Raw genomic sequence first — 18437 nt, forward strand, 5'->3', positions numbered from 1 at the left:
GCCGAAGGAGGCAGGCCGAAAGAAGGAGGCAGGGTGACCTTTCTGTCGCCGGCGTGGTTGTGGCTGTTCGCGGTGGTGGCGCTGCTCGTGGTCGGATACGTCGTGGCGCAGTTCGCCAGGCGGCGCTACACCGTGCGCTTCACCAACCTCGCGCTGCTCGACCTGGTCGCGCCCGCGGGCCCCGGCTGGCGGCGGCACGTGGCGCCGCTGCTGTTCCTGGCCATGATGTCGCTCCTGGTCATCGGCGCGGCCAAGCCGGCCGACCAGGTGAAGGTGCCGCGCGACCGGGCCACCATCATGATCGCGCTGGACGTGTCGCTGTCGATGGACGCCGACGACGTCCAGCCCAACCGGATCAGCGCCGCCAAGGCCGCCGCCCAGGCCTTCGCCAGGGAGCTGCCCGACCGCTTCAACGTGGGCGTGGTCTCCTTCGCCCGCTCGGCCAACGTGGTCATCGCCCCCACCACCGACCACCAGGCCGTCGTGACCGCGATCGGCAACCTGACCACCCGGCCGGGCACCGCGATCGGCGAGGCGGTGTTCAACTCGCTCGACTCCGTACGATCCTTCGACCAGCAGGCCGCCACCGACCCGCCACCGGCCGCGATCGTGCTGCTGTCCGACGGCGACAACACCTCGGGCCGGGGCGTCAACGAGGCCATCGACGCCGCCCAGCAGGCACGGGTGCCGGTCTCCACGATCGCGTACGGCACGCAGGAGGGCACCGTCTCCATCGATGGCCGGCCGGTGAACGTGCCGGTCAACAAGCAGACCCTGCAGTCACTGTCCGACGGCACCAGCGGCCGGGCCTACGCCGCGGAGTCCGGCAGCGAGCTGCGTGACGTCTACGAGCAGATCGGCACCTCTCTCGGCTTCAAGCTGGTGGACCAGGAGGTCACCCAGTGGTTCATCGTGGCCGCCATGGTGGCCGGGCTGCTGGTGGCGGGTGCCGCGGTCCTGTTCGGTGCCCGGATCCCGTAACGTTTTGGCACGTGGCCCACTACTTCTCCGAACAGCCGCGGACCGCGAGCCGGCCGGGCTCCGTCGACCTGGTGCTGCCCGACCTGCACCTGCGATTGGAGACCGACCGGGGGGTGTTCTCGCCCGAGCGGGTCGATCTCGGCACCCGCGTGCTGCTGGAGAGCGTGCCGCCGCCGCCACAGGAGGGCGACCTGCTCGACCTGGGCTGCGGCTACGGCCCGATCGCGCTGACCATGGCCTCGCGGGCGCCCGGCGCGAGCGTCTGGGCCGTCGACGTGAACCGGCGCAGCGTGGAGCTCACGGCGCGCAACGCCCAGGCCGCGCGCCTTGACAAAGTAAGGTCTGTGCATATCGACGAGGTACCCGATGACGTGAAATTTCGGGCTATCTGGTCTAATCCCGCTATCCGTATTGGCAAGCCCGCCCTGCACGAGATGCTCACCCGCTGGCTCACCCGGCTGACACCCGACGGCGTCGCCTACCTGGTCGTACAGAAGCACCTCGGCTCCGACTCGCTGCAGCGCTGGCTCGGCGAGCAGGGCTGGCAGGCCGACCGCGCGGCCTCCCGCGCCGCCTACCGAATCCTGAAGGTAACCCGATGAGAAGGCAGCTGCGCCCCACCGACGTCAAGCGGCTCAACCGCACCTGGCGCAGAAACACCTCGAACCGGCTGTCGCTGATCCTCGAGTCGGTCACCGGCCCGTTCAACGTCGGCTCGATCTTCCGCAGCGCCGCCGCGTTCGGCGTCGACCAGATCTGGCTCGCGGGCAACGCCACCCCGCCGACCAACCCGAAGGCGGGCAAGACGGCACTCGGCACCGAGCGGCTGGTCACCTGGCACGAGCCGGTCCCCGCCGTCGACGCGGTGAAGGCCGCCCGCGAGGACGGCTACTCCGTGCTGGCCATCGAGCTGACCGCCGAGGCCGTGCCGCTGCACCAGGCCGACCTGGGCCGCGACGTGTGCCTGGTGGTCGGCAGTGAGGACCACGGCTGCTCACCGGCCCTGCTCGACGCCGTCGACGGGGTCTGCTACATCCCGCAGGTCGGGCGGGTCGGCTCGTTCAACGTCTCGGTGGCCGCCGCCATCGCGCTGGCCGAGGCCCGGCGCCAGGAATGGCAGAATCTCCCTGATTCGTAACCTTATTTTTCACCCACGGAAGGCATACTTCAGGACGTGCTGAGCCGCCGCTTCGCGTTTCTCGATCATCCGGGCCCGCTGGCCTTCGCGCATCGCGGGGGCGCCGCCGAGGGCGCCGAGAACTCCGTCGCGGCCTTCGAGCAGGCCGTCCGGCTGGGCTATCGCTATCTGGAGACCGACGCGCACGCCACGGCCGACGGCGTGCTGCTCGCCTTCCACGACCACACCCTCGACCGGGTCACCGACCGGCGCGGCCGCATCTCGGAGCTGCCCTACAGCACGGTCAGGCAGGCGCGCATCGGGGGTGTGCACGAGATCCCGCTGCTGGAGGATCTGCTCGGCGGCTGGCCGGAGATCCGCTTCAACATCGACGTGAAGGAGGCCGCCGCGATCGCGCCGCTCGCCGAGGCGGTCCGGCGCACCGGGGCCTACGACCGGATCTGCCTGACCTCCTTCTCCGACGAGCGCCTGGTGCTGGCCAGGGCCGCGCTCGGCCGGGAGGTCTGCTCGGCGCTCGGCCCGCGCGGCGTCGCCGCGCTGCGCGCCGCCGCGTCCACCTCCGGCTACGGCCGGCTGCTGACCCGGCTCAAGCGCGCGGGCGTGCCCTGCGCGCAGGTGCCGGTGGGCTTCCGTGGCCTGCGCGTCACCACCGGCCGTCTCATCCGTACGGCGCACGCCATCGGCATGCAGGTGCACGTATGGACGATCAACGAGCCCGCCCGCATGGAGCACCTGCTCGACCTCGGCGTCGACGGTGTCATGACCGACAACGTCACCGGCCTGCGTGACGTGCTGGAGCGTCGCGGCCTGTGGCATCCGGGCCGCATGGCCGCATAGGAGCGACACGACACATGCCCGTACCCGCACCCCCCGCGGCTCCCGACGACACCGCCGACTCCCCGTCGGCACGCAGGCGCGAACAACGCGGCTGGTACGTCTACGACTGGGCCAACTCCGCCTTCTACACCACGATCATCTCGGTCTTCCTCAGCCCGTACCTCATCTCGGTCGCCAGGACCGCGGCCTGCGCCAAGGACTTCCCCTCGGTCGCGGCCGCCACCTGCTCGACCGACTTCGACAAGCTGGCCGAGGCCAACCCGGGCCTGGGCTACGTGGACGTGCTGGGCGCCGACATCAGACCGGCCGCGTTCTTCGGGCTGACGCTGACCGTGGCCGTGCTGCTGCAGATCCTCTGCCTGCCGGTCGTGGGCGCGCTGGCCGACCACACCGGCCGCAAGAAGGAGATGCTCGGCGGCTTCGCCTACGTGGGCGCGCTGGCCACCGTGGGCCTGTACTTCCTCGCGGGCGACCGCTACATGCTGGGCGGGGTGCTGTTCATCCTGGCCAACCTGGCCTACGGCTCGTCCGTGGTGGTCTACGACTCCTTCCTGCCGCAGATCTCCACCGCCGAGGAACGCGACCGCGTCTCCTCGCGCGGCTGGGCGATCGGCTACCTGGGCGGCGGCGTGCTGCTCGCGCTCAACCTGGTCCTCTACCTCAAGCACGAGAGCTTCGGGCTGAACGAGGGCATGTCAGTGCGGATCAGCATGATGTCGGCGGGCCTGTGGTGGGCGATCTTCACGGTCGTCCCCCTGCTGAGGCTGCGCAACCGGCCGGTCGCGGCCCACGAGAGCACGGCGTTGCGCTCTGTCGGCGGTAGCTTCAAGCAGCTCGGCCGTACGCTGAGCGAGCTGCGCCAATATCCGCTGACGATGCTGTTCCTGGTGGCCTACCTCGTCTACAACGATGGCGTGCAGACCGTCATCGGCAACAGCTCGGCCTTCGCCTCCGAGGCGCTCAAGCTGAGCAAGGAGACGCAGATCAGCGCGATCCTCATGGTGCAGTTCGTGGCGTTCTTCGGCGCGCTGCTGATGGGCTGGCTGGCCCGCCGGTTCGGCACCAAGCACACTGTGCTGGGCAGCCTGGTGGTGTGGACGGTGATCGTCCTGGCCGCGTACTTCCTGCAGGAGAAGGCCGCCCTGCAGTTCTACCTGCTCGCGTTCGCCATCTCGATCGTGCTGGGCGGCACCCAGGCGCTGTCGCGCTCGCTGTTCTCGCTGGTGATCCCGAAGGGGCGGGAGGCCGAATACTTCAGCCTGCTGCAGATCAGCGACAAGGGGTCGGCGTTCATCGGCTCCCTGACGGTGACGATCGCGATCCAGCTCACCAACAGCTACCGGATCGCCATCATCTCGATGATCATCTTCTTCGTGATCGGCTTCGTCCTGCTGGCCATGGTCAACCTGCCGAAGGCCATCCGCGACGCGGGCAACGAGGTGCCGGCGCGAATCTGACGCCTGTCTTTCGGGGCCGCCTCGTCGTCTTTACGGGGCGGCCTCGTCGTGTCTGTCAGGGGCGAGCCCGTCGCGTCTGCCGGGGACGGCCTCGTCGCGTCTGCCGGGGGCGGCGAGGACCATCGTGCCGGGTCCCTGAGCGGCGCCGGGGCCGCCTACGGCCCGCACCGTGTCCGCGTCGGCCCGCCCTCCGCAGTGCGGGCACGTCACGACCGGCGTGAACCGCTCGCCGCAGGAGTGCACCAGCAGCGCGGGCGGCCCGCCGGGCGGGGTCGCCCAGCGGTCCCCCCACGCCATCAGCGTGAACAGCGCGGGCACGATGTCACGGCCCGCCTCGGTCAGCGTGTACGTGAAGCGCACCGGCCGTTCCTGATAGGGCCGCCGCTCCACCACCCCCGCCTCCACCAGGCGCTCCAGCCGCCGCGTCAGCAGGTTGCGCGAGATGCCCAGATCCTCCGCGAGGTCGTCGAACCGGCACACCCCCAGGAACAGATCCCGCAGGATCAACGGCGTCCACGGCTCGGCGACCACGCCGACTGCCTGAGCGATGGAGCAGTGCATCTCCCCGAACCTGTTCACGACCCCAGCATAGTGGGTTGATAAAGTGAACTCATGACAGTTCACATTCAGGACTCACCAGCCCGCGCCTACCGCGAAGCCGGTGAGGCGAAGAACGTCAACGCGATCATGTCCACCCTGGCGCCGGACGTGGTCTTCCACTCCCCCCTCAGCGCCACGGCGACCTTCCGCGGCCAGGAGCAGGTACGCGAGCTGTTCACCGCCGCGATGGGCGCCCTGTCCGACCTGCGCTACCACACGGACGTGGGCGACGAGCGAACCCGCGTGCTCGCCGCCACCGCCCGCCTGGGCCGCCAGGAGATCGAGGAGTCGGCCCTGCTGCACCTCGACGACCAGGGCCTGATCAAGGAGATCACCATGTGGATCAGGCCGCTGCCGGGCCTGACGGCCATGATGGCCGCCCTCGGCCCCGCCCTGGCCAGGGCGACGGGCAAGCCGGGCCTGCCGCTGCTGGTCGGCGCGGCCACGAAGCCGCTGGCCGCGATGACCCGCCTCGGCGACCGCACCCTCGTACCCCTGCTCGCCAAGCGAGAGCACCGCTCTTGACATCAACGCTCCAAAGAGAGAGCATTGCTCACACAAGAGAGCAATGCCCTTCCCCTTTGGAGTGACCATGAAAGCCCGGCTGACCTCTGCGGCTATCGCCGCCGGCGGTGTGCTGTTTTTCATCTACCCGGCTGTGCGGCCGTCCGGCGACGACGCGGCTGCGATGGCGTCGAACGCGTGGGTGTACGGTCACCTGGCGGCCATGATCGGCTTCATCCTCGCCGGGCTGGCCGTCCTGGGACTGCACCAGGTGCTGGGCGACCGGCTGTCGCTGCGGGCGGCGGCGGTGACGTGGATCGGCGCGGGCCTCACCCTGCCCTACTACGGCGCCGAGGACTTCGGGCTGAACGTCATCGCCCGCCGGTCGCTGCGCGACCAGGCTCCGGCGCTGATGGAGCTGGCCGCGGAGTTCCGGTTCGGGCCGGTGGCGGTGACCATGTTCGCCGCCGGGCTCGCGCTGCTGGGCGTGGGGGCGGTCATGGCGGCGGTGGCCGTGTGGCGGTCCGGGACACTGGCCAGGTGGAGCGGGGTGCCGTTCGCGGTGGGGTTCGCGCTGTTCATCCCGCAGTTCTTCGGGCCGTACTCGCTGCGGATCGCGCACGGCGCGCTGCTCGCCGTCGGCGGCCTCTGGCTGGCCGTCGCGCTGTGGCGCGCACGATCCACGTCGCCGAGCTCCCCTGCCCGCACACCTGCGGCCGCCCATCGGCGATAGAGCGCGACATCGGCGTGAGCGCTCCTCGGCGAAGGGCGCTACGCCGGTGAAGGGGTTAGGAGGACAGCAGGAGCGCCGGGTGGCCGATGACGCGTTCGATCACCACGCCGGCCGCGCCGAGCACCGCGGCGTTCCCCGCCAGCTCCGAGGCGACCACCGGCGGTACGGCGGTACGCAGCGAGCCGCTCCCCTCCTCCAGCGCGGCCTCCACCGCCGGGCCGATCCATGAGGCCAGCGGCGAGAAGATGCCGCCGAGGACGATCGCGCCGGGGTCGACCAGGTTGACGGCCGAGGCCAGGGTGGCGCCGAGTGCCCGGCCTGCCCCGTCGAGCGCGGCCAGCGCCCGCTGGTCCGAGCGTTCCAGCAGGTCGATGAGCTCCCTGATCGGGCCGTCCGGCTTGGCCGCCGTGGTGGCCGTGACGGCGGGCAGCCCGGCGGCGCGCAGGATGGCGTCCTGGCCGGCGATCTGCTCCAGGCAGCCGCGCCCGCCGCAGGTGCACGGCGTGCCGCCCGGCTCCACGACGAGGTGGCCGAGCTCGCCGGCGAACCCGTGCGTGCCGCGCAGCACCTGACCGTCCATGACGATGCCGGCGCCGATCCCGATCTCGCCCGAGACGTGGATGAAGCCGCCGTGCCGCGCGCCGTCGCCGAACCACAGCTCCGCCAGCGCCGCCAGGTTGGCCTCATTGTCGTGGGCGGCGGGGATCGGCAGGTCGGGCAGCGCGTCGCGGAGCAGGGCGCTGACCGGGACGTCGGTCCAGCCGAGGTTCGGGGCGCGGCGGACCAGGCCGTTCTCCCGGTCGAGCAGGCCGGGGACGGCGACGGTCGCGCCCGCCACCGCCAGGCCCTGCCCGGCGGCCGCGGCGACGGCTTCGGCGGCCAGCCGGCCCAGCGAGGAGATCACCGCCTCGGGCGCACGCCCCCGGTTGTCGAAGGTCACGAGCTGGTGATAGCGGGTGCGCCGGCCCAGGTCCAGTACGCACGCGGCGAGGTAGTCGACGTTGATCTCCAGCCCGAGCGCGGCGGCGCCGTCGCCGTTGACCGAGACGGCGATTCCGGGCCGGCCGCGCTCGCCGCCCTGGACCAGCGCGCCGTCCTGGACCAGCCCGGCGCCTTCGAGCACCGCCAGCAGGTTGGAGACGGTGGTCTTGGTGAACCCGGTCTGCTCGGCGAGCCGGGCACGGGTGACCGGCTGGCAGCGTACGACCTGCTCCAGCACCACGGCGAGATTGCGTTCGCGCATGGTGGCGTGCCGGAGCGGCCCTTCCCTGGGTTTTGTCACAATCTAAGACTAATGGGTCTTCCTGGCGATTCGCTGGTCTGTTACGCTATTTAATCCATACAGTTGACTAATATGGAGTCCTGGTGACAGAGGCACTGGTGGCCGGGGTCGACTCCTCGACTCAGTCGACGAAGATCGTGCTGTGCCGGGCCGGTGACGGCACAGTGGTCGACGAGTTCGCGGCCCCGCATCCCGACGGCACGGAGTGCCATCCCCATCATTGGGAGAGCGCGCTCGACAAGGGGCGGCACCTGCTGGAGCGGGCTGCGGCCGTCGCGGTGGCGGCCCAGCAGCACGGCATGGTCGCGCTCGACGGTTCCGGCGAGGTGGTGCGGCCCGCCCTGCTGTGGAACGACACGCGGTCGGCGCCGCAGGCCACCCGGCTGACCGCCGAACTGGGCGGACCGGCCCGGTGGGCCGAGCTGACCGGCAGCGTGCCCGTGGCCTCGTTCACGGTCACCAAGCTCCGCTGGCTGGCCGAGCACGAGCCGGAGCCGGCCGCCCGCACCGCGGCCGTACTGCTGCCCCATGACTGGCTGACCTGGCGGCTGGGCCAGCGCCGCGCCTTCACGACCGACCGGGGCGACGCCTCGGGCACCGGATACTGGTCCCCGGCGACGGGAGAGTATCTGCCCGAGTTCGTCTCGGCCGCGATCGGGCACGAGGTCGAGCTGCCCCGCGTGGCCGCGCCGAACGAGGTCGTCGGGCACCTGCCGAGCGGCGCCGCGATCGGGCCCGGCACCGGCGACAACATGGGCGCGGCGCTCGGGCTCGGGCTGCGGCCCGGCGACGTCGCGGTGTCCATCGGGACCTCGGGCACGGTCTTCGCGGTGAGCGAGGTACCCGCCGCCGACGAGTCGGGGATGGTCGCCGGGTTCGCGGACGCGACCGGGCGCTTCATGCCGCTGCTGGCCACGCTCAACGCGGCCAGGATCCTCTCCTCGGCGGCCTCGATGATCGGCTGCTCGCTGGCGGAGCTGTCGGAGCTCGCGCTGGCCGCCCCGCCGGGCGCCGGCGGCCTGACGCTGCTGCCCTACCTCGACGGCGAGCGCACCCCGAACCGGCCGGACGCCTCGGGCACGCTCACCGGCCTGACCACGCGCAACGCCACGCGCGAGAACCTGGCGCGGGCGGCGGTCGAGGGACTGCTGTCCTCCCTCGCCGACGCCATCGACCACCTGACCGCGCAGGGCGTACGACCGCGCCGCGTGCTGCTGATCGGCGGCGGCGCGAAGTCCGAGGCGGTGCGCCGCATCGCCCCCCAGATCTTCGGCAAGCCCGTCGCCGTCCCCGAACCGGCCGAATACGTGGCACTCGGCGCGGCCCGCCAAGCCGCCTGGGCGCTGGCCGGCACCCCCGAACCGCCCGTCTGGACGGCCCAGCCGGTCCAGGAGTACGACGGGCCGCCCACTCCCCATGTCCGTGACCAGTACGCCGAGCTGCGCGACCGTACGGCCGGCTGGCAGCACCACCGAGAGGATCGATCATGAGCGTAGACCCCTACACGCCCACCCCCGAGGACCGTTTCTCCTTCGGCATCTGGACCGTCGGCTGGGCGGGAGTCGATGTGTTCGGACCGGCGACCAGGGCGCCCATGCCCGCCGACCGGGCCGTGCGCAAGCTCGCCGAGATCGGCGCGTACGGAGTGAACTTCCACGACAACGACGTGTTCGACTTCGACGGCCATGACCGCGACGAGCGGGTCGGCGCGTTCCGCAAGGCGCTGGAGGAGACCGGACTAGTGGTCACCACGGCGACCACCAACCTGTTCTCGCACCCGATCTTCAAGGACGGCGCCTTCACCTCCAACGACCGCGACGTGCGCCGCTTCGCGCTGCGCAAGGTGATGGACAACATCGACCTGGCCGCCGAGCTGGGCGCGCAGGTGTACGTGTGCTGGGGAGGCAGGGAAGGCGCGGAGAGCGGCGCGGCCAAGGACGTCCAGGCGGCGCTCGACCGCTACAAGGAAGCCTTCGACGTGCTCGGCTCGTACGTGCTGGACCACAACTACGACCTCAAGTTCGCGATCGAGCCCAAGCCCAACGAGCCGAGGGGCGACATCCTGCTGCCCACCATCGGCCACGCGCTGGCGTTCATCAACGAGCTGGAGCACCCGGAGCTGGTCGGGCTCAACCCCGAGGTGGGCCACGAGGAGATGGCCGGGCTCAACTACGCGCACGGCATCGCGCAGGCGCTGTGGCACGGCAAGCTGTTCCACATCGACCTGAACGGGCAGAACGGCCCGCGCTACGACCAGGACTTCCGTTTCGGCGCCGGCAACGCCCGGGGCGCCTTCTGGACCGTCGACGTCCTGGAGTCCAACGGCTTCTCCGGTCCCATCCACTTCGACTTCAAGCCGCCTCGCACCGAGGACGACGAGGGCGTGTGGGTGTCGGCGGCGGCGTGCATGCGCAACTACCTGATTCTGCGGGAGAAGGTGCGGGCCTTCCGCGCCGACCCCGAGGTGCGGCAGGCGCTGGCGGCGGCCCGGCTCGACGAGCTGGCCGTGCCGACGCTCGCCGACGGGGAGAGCTGGCGCGACGTGCGCTCCTTCACCCCCGACATCGACGCGCTGGCCGCCCGCGGCGCCGCGTTCGAGCACCTGGACCAGCTCGCCATCGAGCACTTGTACGGCGTGCGCTAGACCCGCTGTCCCCCGCCGGTGGGCGCTCGTCCCCGGCGGGGTGGTCTTGTCGGCCGCGTCCCTTGGCCATCGTCAGGCGCTACCGTCCCGCTACCACCGTCCGGCGCTCCCGTCCCGGATGACAGGGAGCGAGCAAAGGCCGCCTTGCGGTCAGACCGATTCGCGAACTGTCTCAGGAACCACCATGGCCCTCACGTGGCCCGGAGCTCCAAAACGCCGACGGAAGCCCGGTTGCGGGCAACTCCTCGGGAAGAGAGCGATTGGATCACCCCGCAGGGGGGAATCCCATCACGGTACCAAGCGTTACACACCGTGGGAGACAGACCCCTCACGATGGGGGCCCTGTAGGAGGCATTTAAACATGGGCGAGCGCGCGCTTCGTGGCACCCGGCTCGGGGCAACCAGCTACGAGAACGACCGTAACACGGATCTGGCCCCGCGCCAGGACGTGTCCTACACCTGTCCCAAGGGCCATCGCTTCGAGGTTCCGCTTGCCGCCGAGGCCGAGATTCCCGCGACCTGGGAGTGCCGCATGTGCGGCGCTACCGCGGTTCGGGTCGACGGCGAGCAGCCGGAGTCGAAGAAGACGAAGCCCCCGCGGACGCACTGGGACATGCTCCTGGAGCGACGGTCCATCGAGGACCTGGAAGAGGTGCTCAACGAGAGGCTGGCGGTCCTGCGGGCCCAGCGTCGAAAGAGCGCCTGACACCTTCTCACGGTGAAAGCCCCCGGACACCTTGTCCGGGGGCTTCGCATTGCTCAGGGCCCGTCTCGTTCGCTCAGGGCCCGTCTCGCGGCCAGTAGGGCTCGCCGGTCAGCGAGCCTCACCGGCCGCCGTAGGGCGGCTCGCGGTCAGGACGGCTCGCGGTCTTCTCTGATCACTTCGCCGTGCACCACACCGGCGCCGCGCCCGTTGACGTGTCCGTCGACGGGCCCGCCGCCCGGCGCCGAGAAGAGGTGCGCGTACGGCGAGGCCGCCGCCATCCTCTTGACCCGGCGGTCGAAGAACCAGGACACCAGGCGCCGCATCGCCGGCCGCGTGACCGGCAGCACGCACAGGAACCCGAGGATGTCGCTCAGGAACCCGGGCGTCAGCAGCAGCGCGCCGCCCACCAGGATCAGGCCGCCGTCGGCGAGCTCTTTGTCGGGCATCCGGCCGGACTGCAGCGCGTCCTGCAGCGCCCGCCAGGCCCTGCGCCCCTCACGCCGTACCAGCCACGCGCCCAGGAGGCTGTCGGCGATGAGCAGGGCCACGGTCGTCCAGCCACCGATCACCGAGCCGACCTGGATCAGCAGCCAGATCTCCAGCACCGGGACGATCAGGAAGGCCAGGAAAAGCAGGAGCCGCATCGTCTTCCCCAATCCGCACCCGCGAGGTATCTCTACGCGACGTATCTGAAGGCGTACCCAAAGGACCGCGCACACGACGTACTTAAAGGACCGTGTACACAACGACAACGCCCGGCGGGCCCGAACCGTTCCGCCACTACCTGAGGGTGGCCACAGGTTCTCAGCCGCGCTTGCCGCGCAGCCGGGCGGGCAGGCCGGACAGCCCCCAGACGGCGATGCGCCAGAACGACTCGGCCATGACGCGGCTGCTCATCTTGCTCGTGCCGACGGTCCGCTCCACGAACGTGATCGGCACCTCGACCACCCGCAGGCCGTGCCTGGTCGTCCGCAGGGTCAGGTCGACCTGGAAGCAGTAGCCCTGCGACTCGACGTCGGCCAGCCCGATCTTCTCCAGCGTCGCGGCGCGATAGACGCGGAACCCGGCGGTCGCGTCGCGCACGGACATGCCGAGCATGAGCCGCGTGTAGATGTTGGCACCCCTGGACAGGAGCTCGCGGGAGACGGGCCAGTTGACCACCTTGCCGCCGGGCACCCAGCGCGACCCGATCGACAGGTCGGCGCCGTCGGAGACCGCCTCCAGCAGCTTGTGCAGCTCCTCGGGCTGGTGCGAGCCGTCGGCGTCCATCTCCACCAGCACGTTGTAGCCCTCGTCCAGGCCCCAGCGGAACGCGGCGATGTAGGCGGCGCCCAGCCCTTCCTTGCCCGCCCGGTGCAGGACGTGGACGTGGTCGTCCTTGTCGGCCAGCTTGTCGGCGATCTCACCGGTGCCGTCGGGGCTGTTGTCGTCGACCACCAGCACGTGGGCGTCCGGCAGGGCGGTGCGCACCCGCTCGGTGATCAGCGGCAGGTTGTCGCGCTCGTTGTAGGTCGGTATGACGATGAGTATCCGGCCAAGAGTCTCCATGATCAGTCATTCCTCACCGGTCGCCTTGCGCCTGACACGCCACGCGGCGACCCCGGCGGCCGCCACTCCCATCAACGCCAGCGCCCACTCTGGCAACGCGCCGATCTGGGTCGCGACCGTCGCCTGGGTGCGCACGGGCACCTTCACCACGTTCATGTCCGCCACGAGCTCGCGGGTCTGCCAGGAGACCTTACCGTCAGGTGTGACGTACGCCGAGATGCCGGTGGTGGCCGCCGTCACGACCGCCCTGTTGTGCTCGACGGCCCGCAGCTTCGACATGGCCAGCTGCTGCGGCGGCAGGTTGGACTCGGCGTAGGTGGCGTTGTTGGTCTGCACCACCAGCGGCGTGGCCCCGGTCTTGACGGTCCCGCGCACGGTGCCGTCGTAGGCCACCTCGTAGCAGTTGACCGCGCCGATCGTCACCGGGCCCATCTTCAGGTCGCCCGGCTTGGTGCCCGGGACCGACTGCCTGCCCACCAGACCGGCCCGCTCCCACAGGGCCAGCACGAGCTCCTTGAAGGGTGTGTACTCGCCGAACGGCACCAGCTGCTGCTTGTCGTAGTAGGCGCCGGGCCCGGTCACCGGGTCCCAGACCAGGCTGCGGGTCGCGCGGTTCTCCTCACCGATCGCCACGACCGCGCCGACCAGCGTGGGCACCCCGACGTCCTTCACGGAGTCGTCGATGATCTGGCGGGCGGTCGCGTCCCGGTAGGGGTCGATGTCGGTGGAGTTCTCGGGGAGGATCACGATGTCGGGCTTGGCGAGTTTCCCGTCTCGTACGGCCTGCGCCAGCTTTTTGGTCTCGTTTGCATGATTTTTCAGGACAACGGCGGGCTCGTCGCCCAGGACGTACATGCCGCGGCCCGGCACATTGCCCTGCACGATGCCGATGTTGACCGTGCGCCCCTCGTCGCCCGGCCTCGGCACGGCCAGGGTCAGCAGGGGCACGACCAGAGCGAGCGCGAGCGGGACGAGCCGCCCGGTGACGCGCCGGGCGGCCGGAGGCCGCCGCAGCAGCGTGCAGGCGAGCAGGGCCCCGCACAGCGCGACGGCGAACGACACGAGTGGCGCCCCGCCCAGCGCGGCGTACTCGGTGAACAGCGACTCGCCCTGGCTGAACGCCAGCCGCGCCCAGGGGAAGCCGCCGATGGGGAACAGTCCGCGCGCCCACTCCATGGCCACCCAGAGCCCGCCGAACCACAGCGGCCACAGCCGCAGGCGGAACACCAGCGCGGCCAGGGCGGCCATCACGGCGTAGAACAGGCTCTCGACGCCGACCAGCATCACCCAGACGTCGTCGCCGATCGTGCGCACCCAGGCCAGGGTCGGGAACAGGAACACGGCGGCGGCCAGGTAGCCGAGCCAGGCGGCGCGCCGGGGGCGCGTGCCGTAGAGGGCGGCGACGATCAACGCGACGCCGAGCGGCGCGGCCGGCCACCAGTCGATGGGCGGGAATGCGAGAAACAGCAGTCCCCCACCGGCCACGGCGGCAGCCACCCGGGCCAGCAGCACCCGCCCGGACTCCCGTCCCACGAGAGCGGGCCCGCCGGAAGCGGAGGCACCGGACGGAGGCGCGGGCGGAAGGGGCGGGCTGGATTCGGGCGTGGGCGGGTCAGGGGTGTGCGGGGTTCCGCCGCCAGTGGGCGGTGGGCCCGTCTTGTCCTGCACCACGCGGGTTTCTCCTCGCCGTTCGCACGCCTGCTTGCGAAAACGCTACCGCCCCCGGGCGGCGATTCGGCCCTCGCGGCACCCGGTGATCCGCAAATAGGGGTCCCAGGCGCTGGACGACCCAGGATAGGGGTCGGCGAGAACGGGCGAGGAGCGGCGGCGAAAAGAGCGGCGGCGAAAAGAGCGGCAGGGTGATCCCGTGACCTGACGGGACCACCCGGCGCTGATGGCGATCCTGCGCACGAGAGGGAAGAGGGCCCGGAAACCCTTCGGACCGGACCCGTCTCGTCGGCGGCGAGCGCGGAATTCCGTTGTCTACTGGGCTCCCGGGCCCGTCCCGGGTCCAACCCCCCGCCCGGTTGGGGTGCCCCGACTCGACGGACCGACGGCCCTGCACCTGGCTGTGTGGACGAAGTCACGCTCCGTCACGGACGCAGGATCCGACGATGTCAGAGACGGCCAACCGGCCAAGTCCCGTGCTGGACTGCGCAGCAAACTACCGACTCCACCTCAGATGTCAACCGTGTCCCGATCAGCAGAAACATCAAGTTTCCGCAGGTAGGACATGCTTGCGTTGTCGCATTAAAGCGATCTAATGCCCATTTGTCGGCCCGGACGCGCGGCTTGGCAAGCCGCCCAGCGCCCCCGAAAGGAGGGCTGACAGCGGCCGCTCGTGGACGACGCCGAGCCGCTGAGTGGCCCGGGTGAGAGCGACATATAGGTCACTCAGGCCGCGCGGCGACTGCGAGGCTATCAGGTCCGGCTCGGCCACGATGACCGAATCGAACTCCAGCCCCTTCGCATCGGTCACCCCGAGCACGGCCACGGGGGCGTCGAGCGCCGCGGTGCCCCGGGTGGCGCGTGAGGAGACCACGGCGGCCCCCTCCACCGTGTCGGAGATCACCTTGCCGAGCTGGCCGAGCAGCGCGTCGGGGACCACCACGGCGACCTTGCCGCCCTCTCCGACCTCGGCCTTGACCAGCTCCGGCAACTGCGACAGCGGCGCCGACCAGGGCTCGGCACCGGTGTCGCGGACCGAGGCGGGCGCCTCGAGCGCCGGGTCGATGGTGGCCAGCACGCGGGCGGCCACCTCCATGAGCTCCACCGGCGTGCGGTAGTTGACGGTGAGCCGCTCCTGGCGCCAGCGTCCCGCCACGTAGGGGTCGAGCACCTGGTTCCACGAGCGGGCCCCGGCCATCGAGCCGGTCTGCGCGATGTCGCCGACGATCGTCATCGACCGGGTGGGCACCCGCCGCATGATCACCCGCCAGGCCATGGACGACAGTTCCTGCGCCTCGTCCACGATCACGTGACCGTAGGCCCAGGCGCGGTCGGCGGCGGCCCGCTCGGCGGTGGTGAGGTAGGGACCCTCGCCGCGCTGGCGTTCGGCCAGGCGCTCGGCCTCCATGACGTCGGACAGGCCCGTCAGTTCGAGCACCTCGCGCGCGTAGGCGAGCTCGGCCTCGCGCTCGTGCTCGGCCGCCTGCCGGGCCGCGGCGAGCTCCTCCTCGGCCTGCAGGGCGCTGGCGCGCAGCACCTGCTCGTCGATCTCGCCGAGCAGTTCGGCCGCCTCGTCGAGCAGCGGCACGTCGGACTCGGTCCACTCCCCTCCCTCACGCCGCAGCAGCGCGCGCTCCTGCGGCGTCAGGGCCGCGGCGGCGTAGTCGAGCCGCTCCGGCGCGCCGTACAGGCCGAGGAGCAGGCGCTGCGGGGTCAGGTACGGCCACAGCCTGTTCAGGGCGGTCTTGACCGGCTGCTCGGTGCGCAGCTCCTCACGCAGGTCGGCCAGCTCGTCGTCGTCGATGAGGCCCTTGCCGAGCTTCTTGGCCGCTTGCCTGGCCAGGGCGTTGAGCAGCGACCTGACGAACACCGCGCGCGCCTGGTTGTGCGCCCGGCGCGAGCGGGTGGCCTTGTTCTTGGCCGATTCGAGCATGTTGCGGTCGATGGTGAGGGTGTAGCGGCCCAGGTTCAGCTCGATGGGCTTGCGGGGCACCCGCTGCCGGTCGCGTACGGCCCGCTCGATCACCTCGGCCATGCGCAGGTCGCCCTTGATCGCGGCCACCTCCGGCCGGTCCCTGGCGGTGGCCGTCAGGCCCGGGTAGAGCTCGCCGACCGTCGACAGCAGCACGTCGGTCTCACCGAGCGAGGGCAGCACCTGCTCGATATAGCGCAGGAAGGTGAGATTGGGACCGAGGATCAGCACCCCGCGACGCTCAAGGCGCTCCCTGTGGGTGTAGAGGAGGTACGCGGCGCGGTGCAGGGCCACGACGGTCTTACCGGTGCCGGGCCCGCCCTGGACGACCAGCACGCCGTTGAGGTCGGCGCGGATGACGCGGTCCTGCTCGGCCTGGATGGTGGCGACGATGTCGCGCATCCGGCCGGTACGCCGCTCGTCGAGGGCGGCCAGCAGCGCGGCCTCGCCGTTGAGCGTGGCACGGTCCTCGTCGGTCAGCGAGTCGAAGTCGAGCAGGTCGTCGTCGACGCCGATGACCGCGCGGCCCTTGGTCTGCAGGTGCCGCCTCCTGGTGAGGCCCATGGGCGCGGCCGGGGTGGCGCGGTAGAACGGCTGGGCCACGGGCGCGCGCCAGTCGATGAGCAGCCGCTCCTGCTCGTCGTCGGTGATGCCGAGCTTGCCGATGTAGAGCCTGCCCTCGTCGACGTGATCGAGCCGGCCGAACACCAGCCCGCGCTCCACCGCCCAGAGCCGGGCCAGCCTGGAGGCGTACATGCCGGCGAACGTGTCGCGCTCCGACCTGTTCTGCAGCGTTCCGACGGCGCCGGTGCCGAGCACCTCCTTCAGCTGGCTCTGGGTGCGTTCACGCAACGCGTCGAGGCGGGCATAGAGGCGGGCGACGTACTCCTGCTCCCTTGCGAGCTCTGTTTGACGAGTTGCCGCCTGACCATTATTGTTGTTAATGGGACACTCCGGGCCATTCTGCTTGTTGTTACAACAAACGACGACATTAGCATGCCTGTTGAGGCACTCCCATCTTCCCGCGTGACATCCCGGCCCGCATCCGGTCACGGCTTGGTTTCACCCCTTGACCGAAACCCTCCGGGCCTCTTAGGTTCGCATCAAGTTAGGAAAGTTTCCTAACTTCGGGTCAAGGGGTGGAAGTTGAGCGGTCCGGTACCAGGTACTCCCAGTCTGCTCCGCGCCATCAATGATCGCGCGGCGTTGCAGGCCCTCCTGGAGCGCGGCCCGCTGACCCGCCCCGAGATCGGCACCCTGACCGGCCTGTCGAAGCCGACGGCCTCGCAGCTGCTGTCCCGCCTCCAGGAGGCGGGTCTGGTGGTGCTGGACGGCATCAGGGAGGGGCTGCCCGGCCGTACCGCGGAGGTCTACCGGATCAACCCGGCGGCGGCCTACGTGGGCGCGCTGGACGTCACCCCCGCCCGGATCGAGGCCAGGGTCGCCGACATCACCGGCACGACCGTGGGCTCGTACACGCTGCCCACCCCGCGCCGGCCGGGCGGCGAGCTGGTCGCCAGGCTGCGCGCGGCGCTCGACGGCGCGGGCTCCCCCGGCCCGCTGCGCCGGGTGGTGATCGGCGTGCAGGCGGCGATCGACCCGTCCACCGGCCGGCTCGGCTACGCCACCGCCAAGGACATGCCGGGCTGGCAGATCGGCGACCTGGTGCCGACGCTCGCCAAGGGGCTCGGCGTGCCGGTGTCGGTGGAGAACAACGTCAACCTGGTCGCGCTGGCCGAGATGGCGCACGGGGCCGCCCGCGGCGACTCCGACTTCGTGCTGCTGTGGGCCGACGAAGGCATCGGCTCTGCCATCGTGCTGGGCGGGCGGATGCACAGGGGCGCCACCGGCGGCGCGGGCGAGGTCGGCTACATGCCGACCCCGGGCGCGCCGACGGCCCGCGAGGCGGGACGCTACGCCAACCACGGCTACCAGGCGCTCACCGGCGGCCCGGCCGTGCTGAAGCTGCTGCGCTCGTACGGCGTGCGCGGCACGGACTTCCGCCAGGCCATCGTGAACGCGGTGCGCGCGGCGGACGAGCACCAGACGGGCCAGAAGGCCGACGACGCGAGGGCGGGGCTGCGCGACATCGCCGCGCGGCTGGCGGTGGGCCTGGCCGCCATCACCTCCGTCATCGATCCCGGGCTCATCGTGCTGACCGGCGGCGTGGTGCTGTCGGGCGGCGAACCCCTGCGCGAGCTGGTCGAGCACGAGCTGCACGCGCTGACCATCCCGCGGCCCCGGCTGCGCCTGTCGTCCGTCGAAGGCAACCCCGTCCTCGCCGGCGCGCTCGACCTCGCCCTCGACCTCGTCCGCGACGAGGTCTTCGGCTCCACGGTCCCGACTCCCTGAGCTCCACAACCACAT

General features: G+C 71.0%; 17 protein-coding genes. 11 read left to right on the plus strand and 6 right to left on the minus strand.

Features of this window, described 5'->3' with window-relative positions; translation table 11 throughout:
- Positions 1-33 precede the first annotated feature (33 nt).
- The 5 genes from ACIBO2_RS50415 to ACIBO2_RS50435 are packed head-to-tail and all read left to right on the plus strand — an operon-like array spanning position 34 to position 4413.
- A complete protein-coding gene (locus tag ACIBO2_RS50415; protein WP_358540869.1) occupies positions 34-981 on the plus strand; it encodes a VWA domain-containing protein in 948 nt (315 codons plus the stop codon).
- 11 nt (positions 982-992) lie between these two features.
- Positions 993-1583, plus strand: a complete 591-nt coding sequence (locus ACIBO2_RS50420; protein ID WP_397304669.1) for a class I SAM-dependent methyltransferase — start codon at positions 993-995, stop codon at positions 1581-1583.
- The gene (locus ACIBO2_RS50425; protein ID WP_358186117.1) at positions 1580-2119 is read left to right on the plus strand and encodes a TrmH family RNA methyltransferase; all 540 of its coding nucleotides are present in this window, start codon (positions 1580-1582) and stop codon (positions 2117-2119) included. Before ACIBO2_RS50420 ends, ACIBO2_RS50425 begins: the two co-directional genes overlap by 4 nt.
- A gap of 39 nt (positions 2120-2158) precedes the next feature.
- A complete protein-coding gene (locus tag ACIBO2_RS50430) occupies positions 2159-2956 on the plus strand; it encodes a glycerophosphodiester phosphodiesterase family protein (protein ID WP_358541414.1) in 798 nt (265 codons plus the stop codon).
- Positions 2957-2970: 14 nt separating this feature from the next.
- Entirely contained in the window at positions 2971-4413 is a 1443-nt protein-coding gene (locus ACIBO2_RS50435; protein WP_397304670.1) for an MFS transporter, read from the plus strand.
- A gap of 30 nt (positions 4414-4443) precedes the next feature.
- Here the strand turns inward: ACIBO2_RS50435 and ACIBO2_RS50440 are convergent, their stop codons facing one another.
- Positions 4444-4992 carry a winged helix-turn-helix transcriptional regulator gene (locus ACIBO2_RS50440; RefSeq protein ID WP_397304671.1) on the minus strand — a complete coding sequence of 183 codons (549 nt, stop codon included), beginning with the start codon at positions 4990-4992 and terminating at the stop codon, positions 4444-4446.
- Between the two features lie 33 nt (positions 4993-5025).
- On the opposite strand from ACIBO2_RS50440, the gene ACIBO2_RS50445 reads away from it, so the two are divergent.
- Both ACIBO2_RS50445 and ACIBO2_RS50450 read left to right on the plus strand, forming a co-directional pair.
- A complete protein-coding gene (locus tag ACIBO2_RS50445) occupies positions 5026-5538 on the plus strand; it encodes a nuclear transport factor 2 family protein (protein ID WP_358540858.1) in 513 nt (170 codons plus the stop codon).
- Positions 5539-5605: 67 nt separating this feature from the next.
- Positions 5606-6250, plus strand: coding sequence for a hypothetical protein (locus ACIBO2_RS50450; protein WP_397304672.1), 645 nt, complete (start codon positions 5606-5608; stop codon positions 6248-6250).
- Positions 6251-6305: 55 nt separating this feature from the next.
- Here ACIBO2_RS50450 and ACIBO2_RS50455 read toward each other — a convergent pair whose 3' ends face one another.
- Positions 6306-7532 (minus strand): ROK family transcriptional regulator, encoded by a 1227-nt coding sequence (locus ACIBO2_RS50455; protein WP_358540852.1) that lies wholly within the window; start codon positions 7530-7532, stop codon positions 6306-6308.
- An 83-nt stretch (positions 7533-7615) separates the two neighbouring features.
- Between ACIBO2_RS50455 and xylB the strand changes: the two genes are divergently transcribed.
- The 3 genes from xylB to ACIBO2_RS50470 all read left to right on the plus strand — a co-directional run bounded on the left by xylB (position 7616) and on the right by ACIBO2_RS50470 (position 10882).
- Positions 7616-9022 carry a xylulokinase gene (xylB, locus tag ACIBO2_RS50460; RefSeq protein ID WP_358540850.1) on the plus strand — a complete coding sequence of 469 codons (1407 nt, stop codon included), beginning with the start codon at positions 7616-7618 and terminating at the stop codon, positions 9020-9022.
- Positions 9019-10176 carry a xylose isomerase gene (gene xylA / locus ACIBO2_RS50465; protein WP_358540847.1) on the plus strand — a complete coding sequence of 386 codons (1158 nt, stop codon included), beginning with the start codon at positions 9019-9021 and terminating at the stop codon, positions 10174-10176. Before xylB ends, xylA begins: the two co-directional genes overlap by 4 nt.
- Before the next feature lie 361 nt (positions 10177-10537).
- Complete coding sequence (locus ACIBO2_RS50470) at positions 10538-10882, plus strand: RNA polymerase-binding protein RbpA (protein WP_103962598.1); 345 nt, start codon at positions 10538-10540, stop codon at positions 10880-10882.
- A 146-nt stretch (positions 10883-11028) separates the two neighbouring features.
- On the opposite strand, the gene ACIBO2_RS50475 is transcribed toward ACIBO2_RS50470, so the two are convergent.
- From ACIBO2_RS50475 to ACIBO2_RS50490, 4 genes are all read right to left on the minus strand, one after another.
- The gene (locus tag ACIBO2_RS50475; protein WP_397304673.1) at positions 11029-11526 is read right to left on the minus strand and encodes an FxsA family protein; all 498 of its coding nucleotides are present in this window, start codon (positions 11524-11526) and stop codon (positions 11029-11031) included.
- Positions 11527-11686: 160 nt separating this feature from the next.
- Positions 11687-12430 (minus strand): polyprenol monophosphomannose synthase, encoded by a 744-nt coding sequence (locus tag ACIBO2_RS50480; protein ID WP_358540843.1) that lies wholly within the window; start codon positions 12428-12430, stop codon positions 11687-11689.
- Positions 12431-12436: 6 nt separating this feature from the next.
- Entirely contained in the window at positions 12437-14101 is a 1665-nt protein-coding gene (gene lnt / locus ACIBO2_RS50485) for an apolipoprotein N-acyltransferase (RefSeq protein WP_397304674.1), read from the minus strand.
- Positions 14102-14690: 589 nt separating this feature from the next.
- Complete coding sequence (locus ACIBO2_RS50490; RefSeq protein ID WP_397304675.1) at positions 14691-16922, minus strand: HelD family protein; 2232 nt, start codon at positions 16920-16922, stop codon at positions 14691-14693.
- A gap of 294 nt (positions 16923-17216) precedes the next feature.
- On the opposite strand from ACIBO2_RS50490, the gene ACIBO2_RS50495 reads away from it, so the two are divergent.
- A complete protein-coding gene (locus tag ACIBO2_RS50495) occupies positions 17217-18422 on the plus strand; it encodes an ROK family transcriptional regulator (RefSeq protein WP_358540834.1) in 1206 nt (401 codons plus the stop codon).
- Positions 18423-18437: the final 15 nt, after the last annotated feature.

The sequence above is a fragment of the Nonomuraea sp. NPDC050022 genome (genome assembly GCF_044460705.1).
Classification (GTDB): Bacteria; Actinomycetota; Actinomycetes; order Streptosporangiales; family Streptosporangiaceae; genus Nonomuraea.

Coding starts and splice junctions, on each gene's coding strand:
- ACIBO2_RS50450 (WP_397304672.1), top strand. CDS start 5,606: ATGAAAGCCCGGCTGACCTCTGCGGCTATCGCCGCCGGCGGTGTGCTG.
- ACIBO2_RS50480 (WP_358540843.1), bottom strand. CDS start 12,430: ATGGAGACTCTTGGCCGGATACTCATCGTCATACCGACCTACAACGAG.
- xylA (WP_358540847.1), top strand. CDS start 9,019: ATGAGCGTAGACCCCTACACGCCCACCCCCGAGGACCGTTTCTCCTTC.
- ACIBO2_RS50475 (WP_397304673.1), bottom strand. CDS start 11,526: ATGCGGCTCCTGCTTTTCCTGGCCTTCCTGATCGTCCCGGTGCTGGAG.
- ACIBO2_RS50470 (WP_103962598.1), top strand. CDS start 10,538: ATGGGCGAGCGCGCGCTTCGTGGCACCCGGCTCGGGGCAACCAGCTAC.
- ACIBO2_RS50445 (WP_358540858.1), top strand. CDS start 5,026: ATGACAGTTCACATTCAGGACTCACCAGCCCGCGCCTACCGCGAAGCC.
- ACIBO2_RS50425 (WP_358186117.1), top strand. CDS start 1,580: ATGAGAAGGCAGCTGCGCCCCACCGACGTCAAGCGGCTCAACCGCACC.
- ACIBO2_RS50435 (WP_397304670.1), top strand. CDS start 2,971: ATGCCCGTACCCGCACCCCCCGCGGCTCCCGACGACACCGCCGACTCC.